Annotated in this window: 15 protein-coding genes and 1 riboswitch; all 15 genes read left to right on the forward strand. The window is 42.7% G+C overall.

Features of this window, described 5'->3' with window-relative positions; genetic code table 11:
- Positions 1-93 precede the first annotated feature (93 nt).
- The 15 genes from AB1H92_RS01830 to AB1H92_RS01900 all read left to right on the forward strand — a co-directional run bounded on the left by AB1H92_RS01830 (position 94) and on the right by AB1H92_RS01900 (position 13,142).
- Positions 94-531, forward strand: coding sequence for a DUF1934 domain-containing protein (locus AB1H92_RS01830; RefSeq protein ID WP_166739561.1), 438 nt, complete (start codon positions 94-96; stop codon positions 529-531).
- Positions 528-2,192 (forward strand): arginine--tRNA ligase, encoded by a 1,665-nt coding sequence (argS, locus tag AB1H92_RS01835; RefSeq protein WP_115359897.1) that lies wholly within the window; start codon positions 528-530, stop codon positions 2,190-2,192. The genes AB1H92_RS01830 and argS overlap by 4 nt, the downstream gene beginning before the upstream one ends.
- A gap of 363 nt (positions 2,193-2,555) precedes the next feature.
- Positions 2,556-2,738, forward strand: a riboswitch (cobalamin riboswitch).
- Between the two features lie 116 nt (positions 2,739-2,854).
- Positions 2,855-3,838: an ABC transporter substrate-binding protein gene (locus AB1H92_RS01840; RefSeq protein WP_115359898.1), complete on the forward strand. Its 984-nt coding sequence runs from the start codon at positions 2,855-2,857 to the stop codon at positions 3,836-3,838.
- Positions 3,831-4,823, forward strand: coding sequence for an iron ABC transporter permease (locus AB1H92_RS01845; RefSeq protein ID WP_115359899.1), 993 nt, complete (start codon positions 3,831-3,833; stop codon positions 4,821-4,823). The genes AB1H92_RS01840 and AB1H92_RS01845 overlap by 8 nt, the downstream gene beginning before the upstream one ends.
- Before the next feature lies 1 nt (position 4,824).
- Complete coding sequence (locus AB1H92_RS01850) at positions 4,825-6,297, forward strand: heme ABC transporter ATP-binding protein (protein WP_115359900.1); 1,473 nt, start codon at positions 4,825-4,827, stop codon at positions 6,295-6,297.
- Positions 6,297-7,253 carry an adenosylcobinamide-phosphate synthase CbiB gene (cbiB, locus tag AB1H92_RS01855; protein WP_115364002.1) on the forward strand — a complete coding sequence of 319 codons (957 nt, stop codon included), beginning with the start codon at positions 6,297-6,299 and terminating at the stop codon, positions 7,251-7,253. The genes AB1H92_RS01850 and cbiB overlap by 1 nt, the downstream gene beginning before the upstream one ends.
- Positions 7,240-8,319 carry a threonine-phosphate decarboxylase CobD gene (gene cobD, locus AB1H92_RS01860; protein WP_115359901.1) on the forward strand — a complete coding sequence of 360 codons (1,080 nt, stop codon included), beginning with the start codon at positions 7,240-7,242 and terminating at the stop codon, positions 8,317-8,319. The genes cbiB and cobD overlap by 14 nt, the downstream gene beginning before the upstream one ends.
- Positions 8,301-8,882 (forward strand): bifunctional adenosylcobinamide kinase/adenosylcobinamide-phosphate guanylyltransferase, encoded by a 582-nt coding sequence (locus AB1H92_RS01865; protein ID WP_115359902.1) that lies wholly within the window; start codon positions 8,301-8,303, stop codon positions 8,880-8,882. Before cobD ends, AB1H92_RS01865 begins: the two co-directional genes overlap by 19 nt.
- The gene (locus AB1H92_RS01870; RefSeq protein ID WP_115359903.1) at positions 8,882-9,715 is read left to right on the forward strand and encodes a cobyric acid synthase; all 834 of its coding nucleotides are present in this window, start codon (positions 8,882-8,884) and stop codon (positions 9,713-9,715) included. The genes AB1H92_RS01865 and AB1H92_RS01870 overlap by 1 nt, the downstream gene beginning before the upstream one ends.
- A complete protein-coding gene (cobS, locus tag AB1H92_RS01875; protein ID WP_166739560.1) occupies positions 9,712-10,476 on the forward strand; it encodes an adenosylcobinamide-GDP ribazoletransferase in 765 nt (254 codons plus the stop codon). Before AB1H92_RS01870 ends, cobS begins: the two co-directional genes overlap by 4 nt.
- The gene (locus tag AB1H92_RS01880) at positions 10,449-11,045 is read left to right on the forward strand and encodes a histidine phosphatase family protein (protein WP_115364004.1); all 597 of its coding nucleotides are present in this window, start codon (positions 10,449-10,451) and stop codon (positions 11,043-11,045) included. The genes cobS and AB1H92_RS01880 overlap by 28 nt, the downstream gene beginning before the upstream one ends.
- Positions 10,997-11,395 (forward strand): bifunctional adenosylcobinamide kinase/adenosylcobinamide-phosphate guanylyltransferase, encoded by a 399-nt coding sequence (locus AB1H92_RS01885; RefSeq protein ID WP_115359904.1) that lies wholly within the window; start codon positions 10,997-10,999, stop codon positions 11,393-11,395. Before AB1H92_RS01880 ends, AB1H92_RS01885 begins: the two co-directional genes overlap by 49 nt.
- Positions 11,392-11,976, forward strand: a complete 585-nt coding sequence (locus AB1H92_RS01890; RefSeq protein ID WP_115359905.1) for a cob(I)yrinic acid a,c-diamide adenosyltransferase — start codon at positions 11,392-11,394, stop codon at positions 11,974-11,976. The genes AB1H92_RS01885 and AB1H92_RS01890 overlap by 4 nt, the downstream gene beginning before the upstream one ends.
- 3 nt (positions 11,977-11,979) lie before the next feature.
- A complete protein-coding gene (locus tag AB1H92_RS01895) occupies positions 11,980-12,465 on the forward strand; it encodes an ECF transporter S component (protein ID WP_115359906.1) in 486 nt (161 codons plus the stop codon).
- A gap of 14 nt (positions 12,466-12,479) precedes the next feature.
- Positions 12,480-13,142: an alpha-ribazole-5-phosphate synthase gene (locus tag AB1H92_RS01900; RefSeq protein WP_243835830.1), complete on the forward strand. Its 663-nt coding sequence runs from the start codon at positions 12,480-12,482 to the stop codon at positions 13,140-13,142.
- The last annotated feature ends 114 nt before the right edge of the window (positions 13,143-13,256 follow it).

Raw genomic sequence — 13,256 nt, forward strand, 5'->3', positions numbered from 1 at the left:
AAAGATTTATTCGAAATGAACATGGATATTGGAATGTCACAGAAAAGAAGGTTATAATAGATGGATATTTTCAAGAAGAGGACGGTGAACGAAATGGGCTCGAAAACAGCAGGTCAGACTGTACAAATCCGGCTCCATTCGTCAATCCAGCACCCGGGGCAAGAAAAGGAAACGCATCATATTGAAGCGTTAGGTCGATATGTTGAGAAATTGGGTTCATCCTATTTACAATACGAGGAAGAACAAGATGGACAGAAAATCCAATCGACGGTCAAGTTGGGAAATGATGACGCCCTCATTATGCGTTCGGGTGCAATCAAAATGCGGCTGCCTTTCTCGGTAGATGAAGACCGACAAGGGGAATATCGGAATAACCACGTTGCATTTAAATTGCAAGTCAAAACAAAAACGTTACGTTTCATTGAAGAAGAGATGAGTGGGAAATTTGCTGTAGCGTATGAATTATATGCAGAAGGTTCATTGCTAGGCACATACGAACTAACTATTACATATGCGGAGGGAATAAAATGAATATCGTTGAACAAATTCAACAAAAAGTAATCACAGCACTAGAGCAAGCTGTTGTTGAGGCAAACCTTACGGAAGAAGCCCTTCCAGAAGTGAAATTAGAAACGCCAAGACATAAAGAAAACGGAGATTATGCAACAAACATCGCCATGCAACTGACAAAACTCGCTAAAAAACCGCCACGTGCAATTGCAGATGCCATTGTCGAAAAGATTGATAAAGAAAGTGCTTCAATTGAAAAGATTGAGGTTGCGGGACCTGGTTTTATTAATATCACATTAAAGAAAGATTATTTACAAGAAGTTGTCTACACCGTACTTGATGCTGGCGAAAATTACGGACGTTCGAATGCTGGACAAAACGAAAGAATTCAAGTGGAATTTGTTTCTGCAAATCCAACTGGAGACTTACATCTCGGCCATGCGCGCGGTGCTTCCGTCGGGGATTCACTTTGTAACGTACTAGATTTTGCAGGTTATGATGTTGAACGTGAATATTACATTAACGATGCGGGAAATCAAATTGACAACCTTGCCCGTTCTGTAGAAGCCCGTTATTTCCAAGCACTTGGTGAAGAGCGCGAGATGCCGGAAGATGGGTATCATGGACAAGATATTATCGATATTGGTAAAAAGCTTGCTGAAGAATATGGAGATAAATATAAACAAGTTTCAGATGAAGAACGCTATGCCTTTTTCCGTTCTTACGGTCTAGAGTTTGAACTTGAGAAGTTAAAAACAGATCTCAAAAACTTCCGCGTCACTTTCGACAATTGGTTTTCTGAATCGACATTATACGGTAGTGGGAAAATTGAAAATGCGCTTGAAAAACTGCGTGAAAACGGACATATCTTTGAAGAAGATGGTGCAACATGGTTCCGTTCTACGACATATGGTGATGACAAAGACCGTGTGTTAATTAAACAAGACGGTTCATTCACATATATCACGCCAGATATTGCTTATCATGAAGATAAAATTCAACGTGGATTCGATAAGCTCATCAACATTTGGGGGGCAGACCACCACGGATATATTCCGCGTATGAAAGCTGCGATTGAAGCGTTAGGGTATGAAAAAGATACGCTTGAAGTCATCGTTGCGCAAATGGTTCATCTTTACAAAGACGGCGAAAGAATGATGATGAGTAAGCGGACAGGAAAAGCAGTGACCTTACGCGAATTAGTAGAGGATGTCGGCCTTGACGCAGTACGTTATTTCTTCGTGATGCGTTCTGGAGACACACAAATGGACTTTGACTTAGACCTTGCTGTTTCTGAGTCGAATGAAAACCCTGTATACTATGCACAATATGCGCATGCTCGTATTTCTTCGATTTTACGTCAGTCGGCAGAATTAAATATGTCAGCTTCTGCAGAAGGCGCTCATTTATTAATAGCAGAACATGAAATTGATTTATTGAAAAAGATTGGTGATTTCCCGCAAGTTGTTGCAGATGCTGCAAGAACACGTGCGCCTCACCGTATCGCGAATTACATCCAAGAACTCGCTGCAACATTCCATTCATTCTACAATGCTGAAAAAGTATTGGATGTTGACAACCGTGAGTTATCCGAAGCGCGCCTTGCACTCATTACAGCAACGCGCACAACAATTGCCAATGCATTAAAACTCATCGGCGTTTCCGCTCCGGAAAAAATGTAATGTTTTTAATAACTGTACCCTGATTGTTAGACATCCTCTAACAGTTGGAGGTGCAGTTTTTTTTATGACTAAAGCGCAAATTAGAATGTCCTCTCAATCTATAAGGATGTCCTCCCAATCGCATGGGATGTCCGCTTATTCGTGTGCAATTTCCTCTCAAAATTAAAATGTCCGCTGAATCGCTTGGGATGTCCGTGCAATCTGGAAAGATGTCCGCCCATTACCAAAAGATGTACCCTCAATTACACATTCATAGTAATTTCAAAAAAATATTTCCCACAAATTTTGAAATCTTTTTCTCAGCTTAATTCGACCTCTATCGACAATCTCAAAATTTGTAGTATACTGTTAAATGAAAACAAATTACATACCAAACATAAAGGTGCTCAACGCCGGGTTGAGTTAAAAGGGAAGTCGGTTTAATTCCGACGCGGTCCCGCCACTGTAAATGAGAGCAAGTCGCCAATTGTCACTAGATGTATTCTGGGAAGGCGCGACAAGCGATGACCATAAGCCAGGAAACCTGCCTTTATGAATCACCTAGCAACCTACGAGGAATAGGAGTGGTGGAAATCGGCGTATTTTTATATGCTTTGACTTTCACGACAACTCCTCCGTAGCGATACGGGGGATTTTTTGTTTGGTAGAAAGGGAGAGAAATGATGAAGAAGATTTGGAAGTTATGGCTACTATCGATTGTTGCCGTATTTTTACTTGCTGCTTGCGGTGGAAATGCAACAGAAGAGAAGCCAAAAGTAGATGAAACGGAAACGTCTCAAGAAGAAAATAAGGACGCAGGAGCAGAAGAGGCCTATCCGATCACGTTAACGGATGCTGTTGGGAATGAAATTACGTTAGAGAAGGCACCAGAAAAAATCGTTTCTATGATGCCGAGTAACACAGAGATTCTATTTGCGCTAGATTTAGCAGATGAAATTGTAGGGGTCAGCGATTTTGATGATTATCCTGCAGAAGCAGCTGAGAAAGAAAGAATCGGTGGACAAGAGTTTAACGTAGAAGCCATTATCGCGTTAGACCCAGATATTGTATTTGGACATGAATCGGCATTTGGATTATCCGAAGAAGGTTATCAACAAATTAGTGATGCTGGAATTCCAGTTTTCGTTGTCAAAAACGCAGCTGATTTTGATGAAACATATAAGACGATTGAAACGATTGGCCTACTAACTGATAAACAAGAAGAGGCTGAACAAATTATTTCAACGATGAAAGAGAAAGTCGAAGAAGTACTGACGAAGCTTGAGAATGTTGAAGAAGAGAAGACTGTCTTTGTTGAAACATCCCCAGCTCCAGAAATTTACACACCTGGTCAAAACACATTCATGCAAGAAATGCTTGATATGGTAGGCGCAAAAAACATTGCGGATGACCAAGAAGGTTGGTTCGTAATGGAACCTGAAGAGCTCGTCGATAGAAATCCAGACGTCATTATTGTGATGTACGATTACATTGATACGGCTGTGGAAGATGTTTATGCACGTGACGGTTTTGACACCATTACTGCAATTAAAGAAGAACAAGTCATTCAAGTAGATGAAAATATTACGAGTCGTACAGGTCCACGTTTAGCAGAAGGACTTGAAGCCATTGCAAAGGCGATTTACCCTGAGGTTTTTAGTGAGTAAGTCAAGCGTCGCCTACATTGTGTCTGCCGCTACATTACTAGTAGCGGTATGGCTCGGTGTATCTATCGGAACGGTGAAAATACCGATTCAAACATTTTGGGATGGGACAGATACAAAAGCTTCAAATATTTTGTGGAAAATTAGAATGCCGCGTGTTGTACTAGCAGGTCTTGTTGGTGCTTCATTAGCCATTGCAGGAGCTGCTTTTCAAGGCTTACTAAAAAATCCACTGGCCGACCCATATACCCTCGGAGTGTCATCCGGTGCCTCTGTAGGTGCGGTTATGACACTTTTTTTCGGTTTGTCCTTACCAATTCTCGGTACGTATACATTACCAACGTTTAGTATGATAGGCGCGGCGCTCACGATGTTTTTAGTACTTGGTTTTGCCCGTCTCGTAGACCGCGCAATGAAAATGGAAACGATTATACTAACAGGGATTATTTTTGGTTCATTTCTCGGATCAGTTTTATCCCTAATGATTGCACTAACAGGTGAAGAGCTGAGGCAAATTATCAGTTGGCTCCTTGGAAGCGTGTCAATGAGAGGATGGCAATATACGATGATGATTTTGCCATTTGTCTTTGTCGGTTCCTTATTACTATGGCTTAATCGCCGTGAATTAAATGCGATGTTATTCGGCGAGGAGCGCGCCCACCATTTAGGTGTGAACGTGAAACGTCGTAAATTTATGATATTAATTGGTGGATCTATTTTAACAGGCTCCGCTGTGGCAGTTTCAGGCACAATCGGATTTGTCGGTTTAGTCGTACCGCATATGACGAGACTCATGTGGGGAGCAGACCATCGCCATTTATTAACATTATCATTTATGAATGGCGCCTCTTTACTGATCATTTGTGACCTCGTTGCACGGACAATTATTTCGCCGTCAGAGCTACCGGTTGGCGTAATTACTGCATTTATCGGGGCACCGGTCTTTGCATACATCTTCTACAGACAAAGAAGGAAAGGGGCAATGTAAGATGTTGCAAGTGAATCAACTGTCAGGCGGTTATGATGAGAAACAAGTCGTTAAGTCTGTTTCATTTCATGTCGATAAAGGAGAAATCGTCGGCATTTTAGGTCCGAATGGAAGTGGAAAATCGACGCTTTTAAAATTAATTTCCGGCATTTTACCAGCTACGAGTGGAACTGTTAAAGTTGATGGAAAATTAACTTCAAACTATTCCCAAAAAGAATTTGCACGGAAAGTCGCCGTTTTACCACAACTTCATGCACATGCCTTTTCACATACAGTGCGCGAAACGGTGGAACTCGGAAGATATCCACACCAGTCCGGATTTTTCTCGGCTTGGTCAGAAGATGATGAACGAGCTGTTCAAGAAGCAATGAAAAGTACAACGATTACGCGTTATGAACATCAATCGATTGAACTGCTTTCTGGCGGAGAACAACAGCGTGTTTTCGTCGCACAAGCATTGGCACAAGAAGCACCAATTTTATTACTAGATGAACCAACAAACCATTTAGATATCGCACATCAGCAACAATTGCTAGATACGATTCGCACCCAAGCAGTTGAAAAAGGATTAACGGTTATTTCCGTTTTTCATGATATTAATTTAGCGTCCTTATACTGCGATCGGTTGGTATTAATGGATGATGGTGAAATTGCGCATATCGGTTTACCGCAAGATGTTGTGAAGGAAGAAGCAATCGACACGGTTTATCAAGCACGTGTGACGACACAACCACATCCTGAACGCCCAAAACCACAAATTACAATGCTTCCTACCTTAACCGGGGAGTTCTCTACCCTTAAAATCACGAAAGATAATTTTATCATTTCTTCTGAACAAGTCGTGCTGCAATCGACAACTGCGCTAAAAACATTGTCCTCCGCAGTCCACAATGCAGGAATGGGGTGGTATCGAACGTTTGTGAATCGTCGTGTTGATAAAAATTACAATGTGGATGATGTGCAAAATGAAATGGAAATGTATCTCCAATCACAACATTTCTCATTAACTGAAACGGTCGGCATGATGACAGCAGCGAAGACCGAATTTGTAGAAATTGAATCGTATGAAGGAGACTTCGGTACAGTGCTCGTTGCAGTAACGGCGGGACTTGGGAACGCGGTTGACGTGTCAGAAGTGTATCACCGCGATGAAGATAAAGCGGTGGGCACGATAAATACATGGGTCATTGTGAATGGTTGTTTATCAGATGAGGCATTTATTCAAGCGTTAATGACAGCAACTGAGGCGAAAGCAAAAGCACTACAAGTTGAAGAAGTTCAAGATCCTGTATCCAAAACCATTGCGACAGGCACTTCGACGGATAGCTTGCTCATTGCGGCCACCCAAGAAGGAGAAACACTTCCGTATGCGGGGCCGATTACGCCGCTTGGGAAATTAATCGCAAAAGGCGTGTTCGAATGTACGGTCCGCGCCATTCGAGCCTATAAAAAAGAAAAAGGTGTTTCAATGTGATCCCAGCTCATTTTTTAGCCATTGCCATCGGCTTTTTCCTCGATAGACTCATTGGTGACCCGCCTAATTGGCCACATCCAGTGCGTTGGATAGGCCAGTTTATTTCATATATGACCGATATTTTAAATAAGGGGCGTTTCCGTACACTAAAAGGTGCATTTTTATTGTTAGTTACTGTTTCACTTGTCTTTATTGTTGTTTTTATGATTGTTATTTTAAGTTATGAAATACATATATTTGTTGGGATTGCTGTGGAAGGCGTATTGGTGGCCATTGGACTTGCTCAAAAAAGCTTGCGTGATGCTGCATTGGATGTGTATGAACCGCTTGTGAATGGTGATTTGCAAGAAGCGCGACATAAACTTTCATGGATTGTCGGACGGGATACGGACCGATTAAATGAACGAGAAATTACGCGCGCGACGGTAGAAACAGTCTCAGAAAATACGGCTGACGGGATTACTTCTCCGCTATTTTGGGCGTTCTTGTTTGGTGCGCCTGGATTATGGCTGTATAAAGCGGTAAATACATTAGATTCGATGATTGGGTACCGGGATGAACGGTACAAGGCGTTTGGAAAGTTTTCCGCAAAAACTGATGATGTATTGAATTTTATCCCTGCCCGCATCACAGGATTACTCATCATTTGTTACGCGCCAAATCGTGGGGGCATTCCATTTTTAAAAAGGTTGACTGGCTGGATACGCGATGCGCGTCGTCATGCGAGTCCGAATAGCGGTTATATGGAAGCTGCAACGGCTTGGCAATTAGGGATTCAATTGGGCGGTGCATCCACGTATCGGGGCGTAAAGTCAGAACGTCCAACGATTGGACCAAGCGAGGTGAGCTTAAACGCAAAACATATTAAAGAAGCGGTTTTTGAAATGCATTTTATCTCCTTTTTATTTTGGTTAACGATCACGACGATTGGGGTGTTAATTCATGCAATTACCTGAACATGGGGCAAATCCGCATCACCTCTACGAAAGATTAGGCATGCCACAACCTAAAACGGTGCTAGATTTTAGTGAGAATGTTAATCCGTTCGGGATGCCGGAGCGTGTTGTGAATGAATGGCCGACGTTACTGTCGAAAATGACGGCTTATCCAGACCCGACAGGAGAACCTTTTTTGTCGGCAACCGCTCGTTTTCATCAAGTGAAAAAGGATTGTGTTTTCGTTGGGAATGGCGCAGCAGAACTACTTACGCTGCTTGCTGAAAGATATCGCGGGAAAAAGGCGATTGTTGTTCATCCAACGTTTTCTGAATACGAATCAACTTTGCGTGTAAAGGATGTTCAAATTAAGCGCATTGTACTGTCTGAAGAAAATGGCTTTCAACTGCCGATAGAAGCTATCCAGCACGCAATGGAAAACGCAGATGTCCTTTATTTATGTACACCGAATAATCCAACAGGCATATTGCCTACGCGCGATGAAATCACCGAGCTCATTCGCCACGGTAAAACAGTCGGTTGTGAGATCGTTTTAGATGAAGCCTTTATTGATTTTGTCGATGAAGCATTGTCATTCATTCCAGAAATCAAATTGTACGCAAATCTCATCGTTGTTCGTTCGATGACGAAAATGTATGCCATTCCGGGTATCCGGCTTGGTTATGTCGTTGCACATCCTTCCGTCATTGAGCAAATTAAGAAATTTGCGCCCCACTGGAATGTCAATGGGATCGCCGCTTCGATTGGAGAAACTTGTTTGAAAGAAAAAGCTTTTGTTGAGAACTCAGTGGAGCATAGTGCACGTGAAAGGGAAAAGTTAGTTGATTTTTTACTGGCACATGAATGTTTTGTGACGGAATCTGTTGCGAATTTTTTATCGTTTAAATTAAATCGCAATAGAAGCACACGTCAGCTTTACGAATATTTATTGAAACGCGGCATTGTGTTACGCCATTCAGAAAATTTTCTAGGAATGGACGGGAACTGGTTGCGGGTTGGCGTGAAAAGTGAAGCGGATATGCATGTGTTAAAAGAGGAGTTAGCCAAATGGTTCGCGGACAATTAACATTTATTAGCGGCGGTGTCCGGAGTGGGAAAAGTGCTTATGCGGAAAAGCTATTGACCGATGCAAGTCAGGGGAAACAGGGGCGACTTGTGTATATTGCGTCTGGTTTGCCAACGGATGAAGAAATGAGTGAGCGGATTCAAAAGCATCAAGAGGACCGTGCTAATTTTAATTGGACAACGATTGAACAGCCGGTCGATTTTGAACAAGTCTTGCCGCTTATTCAAACAGGCGATTACATATTATGGGATTGCTTGACGACTTGGTTGGCGAATGAATTGTATGTAGGATATGAAACAGGGACCCCTTGTGTAAATCGACTTGATTGCATGGAACAGAAAGTTGAGGACCTCATTGATAGTATCGATGCCATATTAAAAAAAGCATCGAATCTTGTCATTGTTTCCAATGAAGTCCTTCATGATGTTGCGCCAAATGAAGGGGAGACGGAAAAGTATCGTGCTTGGATTGGCGAAATCCACCAAAAAATTGTAGCAAAAGCACAAACCGCGATCGAAATGGACAGTGGGATACCCATCTTTTGGAAAGGAGAGAGAGCTTAATGAGTGGCTTAATCATCTTAGGAACTGCTTCAGACTCAGGAAAGTCGATGATTTGTACAGCGCTCTGCCGTATTTTGGCAGACGAACAAGTACAAGTCGCACCATTCAAATCTCAAAATTTATCTCCTTTTACTGTCACGCTTGAAAATGGGATTGAAATAAGCCGAGCGCAGTATATTCAAGCTTTGGCGGCCAGAACAAAACCAACTCTCTATATGAATCCAATTATGGTAAAGCCAAGTTCTCCAATGCATACGGAAGTAAGTATATTAGGGGGCCACTTCGGTATAAGAGATGGATTTGCCTTTCGGGATATGTTTTTTGATCAAGCAGTCGGCGCAATTCGTCATTCGCTTAAGAAGTTATCCGAAAAGTACGAGTCCGTCATCATTGAAGGTGCTGGAAGTCCAGCGGAAGTAAATTTAAATGACCGGGAAATCGTTAATATGCGTGTTGCGGAAATGGCAGATGTGCCTGCGTTGTTAGTGGCGGATATTGACCGCGGTGGTGCCATTGCGTCTATTGTTGGTACGCTTCAACTTTTAGAACCTGAGCATCGCGCGCGAGTGAAAGGCATTATTGTGAATAAATTTCACGGAGACATTGCATTTTTTCGTGATGGCATTGAATTTATTGAATCGTATACAGGGATTCCGGTCGTTGGAGTCATTCCTTTTAAAGAGGACCACGGAATTGAAGAGGAAGATATGGATAGACCCATTTCAAAGGCACCTGCACATCTTGATAGGTACGATGCATGGGCAGAACATGTGAAAAATTATTTGAACTGGCCATTGGTGAAAGAAATCATTGCGCAAGGAGTCTCGCGATGAACGGTATTTTATTGGCATTACAATTTTTCACGGTGCTCCCAATTCATAAAGAAATCCCACTAAATCGGAAAGAAGTCACGACGATGTATTGCGCACTTCCGTTTATTGGCGGGGCAATTGGTTTAACAGTGTATGGTGTTTATGAATTAGCAGCGAATATTTTACAGTTCGGCCCATTGTTAACAGCGGTTCTCGTTGTTCTGACGTGGATTGGTTTGACAGGCGGTCTCCATGTAGATGGCTGGGCAGATACGGCGGATGCATTTTTCTCTTATCGGAAAAGGGAAAAGCGTCTGGAAATATTAGAAGACCCGCGTCTCGGCGCGTTCGGGGCAATGGCACTTGTTTTGTTAATGATCATGAAAATTGCTTTGATTCATGAAGTGATCCTGCAGGATATGGGCGCGGTGTATCTTTTTATGATGATTCCTTTTTTAGCGAGAGCGGGATTGAATATTTGCTTTTCAACGCTTAGGCCTGCTAAAAGTACAGGTATTGCGCATTTCTTTCGAGAAAAACTTGCGCCAAATGTTGTGATAATCGTTACGGTAATGAGTAGCATGCTGATTCTATTCGCTTGTTATTATGTAACTAATCAATGGCTTCCGCCTGTTATGATTGCTGGTAGCATTGCAGCAGCAATTTTTTTATTCCGCCGCTGGTCAATCAAGCATTTCAACGGCATGACGGGTGATTTAGCAGGTGCTTTTATCGAAGGAATGGAGGCGTTATTATGGCTCATCGTGTTGTGCTTACTTTAATTCGCCACTTACCGACGGCTGGTAATATAAAGCGTCAATATATCGGATGGACAGATGAATCGATTGTGAAAAGTGAGTCTAATGAGTTACCGTGGCAACCCTCCGTCGTGTATGGAAGCGATTTACGACGTTGCCAGGAAAGTGCCGGTCTATATTTTCCAAAGGCGATTTATCAAAGTGATAATCGTTTTCGAGAAAGTAATTTTGGTGATTGGGAAGGGAAAACGTATGAATTGTTGAAAAGGGATAGTGCATATCGTTCTTGGATAAATTCCCCATATCGATGCCAACCGCCAAATGGTGAAAGTTTAGCAGACGTGAAAGCGCGTGTTTTACAAGCAATTTATGATTTGCCTTGCGGGGAAGAGGAATATTTTATCGTGACGCACGGCGGACCGATTCGGATTTTATTGACAGAATTTGACCCGGAAAAACGTGATTTTTGGTCATGGACAATTCCACATCAATCGGTTTGGCAACTTCAATGGGATTGTGAAAAAGATTTTAGGGAGGGGAAACGATGCGCGTCGTTATCGGCGGTGCCCATAACGGGAAACGAGCTTACGTAAAAAGTTATTTAGAAGCGCAAAAGTTAAGTGATTTTAAATGGTATGAAGGTGCAATTCCGCCGATTGGCAGCAGTCCTGTCGTCGTTTCAGGTATAGAAGACTGGTTGCGGTGTGCTGGTTTAGGTGAGGAAGAAGCAATTCAAGTTGTGATGAATTCATTAGAAAACCGTTCGGCAATCGTCATTTTAACAGATATTGGCCGCGGGATTGTGCCAATCGATAAGAAGGAGCGGCAACTACGAGACAGTTGCGGGCGATTGTATCAGAAACTCGTTGTGGAAGCAGAAGAAGTCATACAAGTTTGGTATGGGATTCCAAAAAAGATAAAAGGAAGGGGAAATGGAAGATGAAAATTTATACGAAAACAGGGGATAAAGGAAAGACAAGTTTAATAGGGGGGCGCGTTAGCAAAGATAGTTTACGCGTAGAAGCTTACGGCACGATGGATGAACTGAATTCATTTGTCGGAAAAGCAATGACAGAACTGGATACAGAGACTTTTAAAGACATGCTAGAAGATCTCGAAGCGATACAAAATGAATTATTCGACGGTGGCGGGGATTTATCGAACGTGATGAAAGAGCGTCATTATAAACTAACAGAAGCGTCAATTGAAGTATTGGAAAAGCGTATCGACGAGTTGATGGATGAAGCGCCGCCGCTTGAAAAGTTTATTTTACCTGGAGGTTCACCAGCATCGGCGACATTGCATATTGCGAGAACAGTGGCGAGACGTGCGGAACGTCGAACAGTCACGTTAATGAATGAGGAAGAAGATGTACCAACAGTTGTCGTTCGTTATTTAAACCGCTTATCCGATTATTTATTCGTCGCGGCACGTATTGTGAATGCCCGTTTACAAGTCCCAGATAATGAATATGTTCGAAGTGCCAAAGTGTTTCGTACAAATGATAAGAAAAAAGGTGAATAATTCGTGAGGCTGAAACAACTTACGTTAGCGGCGATGTTTGCGGCTTTATGTGCAATTGGTGGACTACTGAAAATCCCACTTGGCATTGGATCGACTGCGTTAGATTCAACTCCGGCATTAGTGGCATCGGCATTTTTACCGCCAATCTATGCAGGAATGACGGCTTTAATCGGGCATAGTGCATCGGCTTTATACGCAGGTTTTCCGTTAGGTCCTTTTCATCTGCTGATTGCGCTTGAAATGTTAGCGATTATTTATGTTTTTGCACGTTTGCATCAGGCGAAGTATCAAGTTAGTAAATGGGTGTTTTTCATCGTCGCGAACGGTTTGCTTGCGCCGTTACCGTTTTACTTTCTCATTTCACCGAGTTTTTATGTTGGGATTGTGCCAGGAATTTTGATCGCCACGATTTTTAATGCAGTGATTGCAGCAGTTGTCCTGCCGGTTGTACAAAATGTTTGGCGCGAACGTCTCGGTGTTTTGCGATGAGGAATGCGTTGTTGGTGGATGATAACATCATTGTCACAACGGATAATTCAGGCGGAATTGGTGAGAAAGAACAAGATATTGTCTCGGCAACGGATCGATTAACTGCGTATTATTCGGCCCGTGTTACGCTACTTGAACAGTGGGCGGCAAGAGCGGAACCGTTTACGACGCTCATTCATAATTTTAGTGGCCATGCAAGTTGGGCAAAGTATGTTCAAGGTGTAGAGGATTTATTTCAAGAAGCGGGGGTACCATGCCCGCAAATTAGCGGCAGTACGGAAACGAACATGGAACTCGTTCAATCGGCGATTGCTGTGACGATGATTGGGAAGCGGGAAGAGCGTGTTTCGATGCCAGATGGACAATGGTTTACTTATGGAACACCACTTGTCGGCGAAGAAGTCCTTGCCAATGCAGATGAAGTCGCGTCGATACGCCGAATTAGGCAAGCGTTGGATCATCAAATAATTAATCGAGTATGGCCGGTAGGGTCCCAGGGAATTTTGTATGAAGTACGTCGCGTGATGAACGATGATGACTTGAAAGTTGAGTCTGAATTGGATATACGCAAAACGGCAGGTCCGTCTACGGTTGTCCTAGTTGAACTTCCATTGGAGAAAAGAGTGGCCGCGGAAAAGTTATTTGGGAATTTATTACGAGAAATTGATTTTGAATAAATGAGAAAGTCGTTTTCATGATTGCGGATGAAAACGGCTTTTTGGTATGGGGGGAATTGCTCCCATGCGCGAACTCCTCTCTCTCGGTCATTCGAATTCCAATCCCGCCGTGTT

Origin of the sequence: Sporosarcina pasteurii (genome assembly GCF_041295575.1) — a bacterium.
GTDB lineage: Bacteria > Bacillota > Bacilli > Bacillales_A > Planococcaceae > Sporosarcina > Sporosarcina pasteurii.

Excerpts from the sequence above, each read along its gene's own strand:
- AB1H92_RS01850 (WP_115359900.1), top strand. The coding sequence starts at position 4,825 with ATGTTGCAAGTGAATCAACTGTCAGGCGGTTATGATGAGAAACAAGTC.
- AB1H92_RS01865 (WP_115359902.1), top strand. The coding sequence starts at position 8,301 with ATGGTTCGCGGACAATTAACATTTATTAGCGGCGGTGTCCGGAGTGGG.
- argS (WP_115359897.1), top strand. The coding sequence starts at position 528 with ATGAATATCGTTGAACAAATTCAACAAAAAGTAATCACAGCACTAGAG.
- cobS (WP_166739560.1), top strand. The coding sequence starts at position 9,712 with ATGAACGGTATTTTATTGGCATTACAATTTTTCACGGTGCTCCCAATT.
- AB1H92_RS01830 (WP_166739561.1), top strand. The coding sequence starts at position 94 with ATGGGCTCGAAAACAGCAGGTCAGACTGTACAAATCCGGCTCCATTCG.
- cobD (WP_115359901.1), top strand. The coding sequence starts at position 7,240 with ATGCAATTACCTGAACATGGGGCAAATCCGCATCACCTCTACGAAAGA.
- AB1H92_RS01880 (WP_115364004.1), top strand. The coding sequence starts at position 10,449 with ATGGCTCATCGTGTTGTGCTTACTTTAATTCGCCACTTACCGACGGCT.
- AB1H92_RS01890 (WP_115359905.1), top strand. The coding sequence starts at position 11,392 with ATGAAAATTTATACGAAAACAGGGGATAAAGGAAAGACAAGTTTAATA.
- AB1H92_RS01885 (WP_115359904.1), top strand. The coding sequence starts at position 10,997 with ATGCGCGTCGTTATCGGCGGTGCCCATAACGGGAAACGAGCTTACGTA.
- AB1H92_RS01840 (WP_115359898.1), top strand. The coding sequence starts at position 2,855 with ATGAAGAAGATTTGGAAGTTATGGCTACTATCGATTGTTGCCGTATTT.
- AB1H92_RS01870 (WP_115359903.1), top strand. The coding sequence starts at position 8,882 with ATGAGTGGCTTAATCATCTTAGGAACTGCTTCAGACTCAGGAAAGTCG.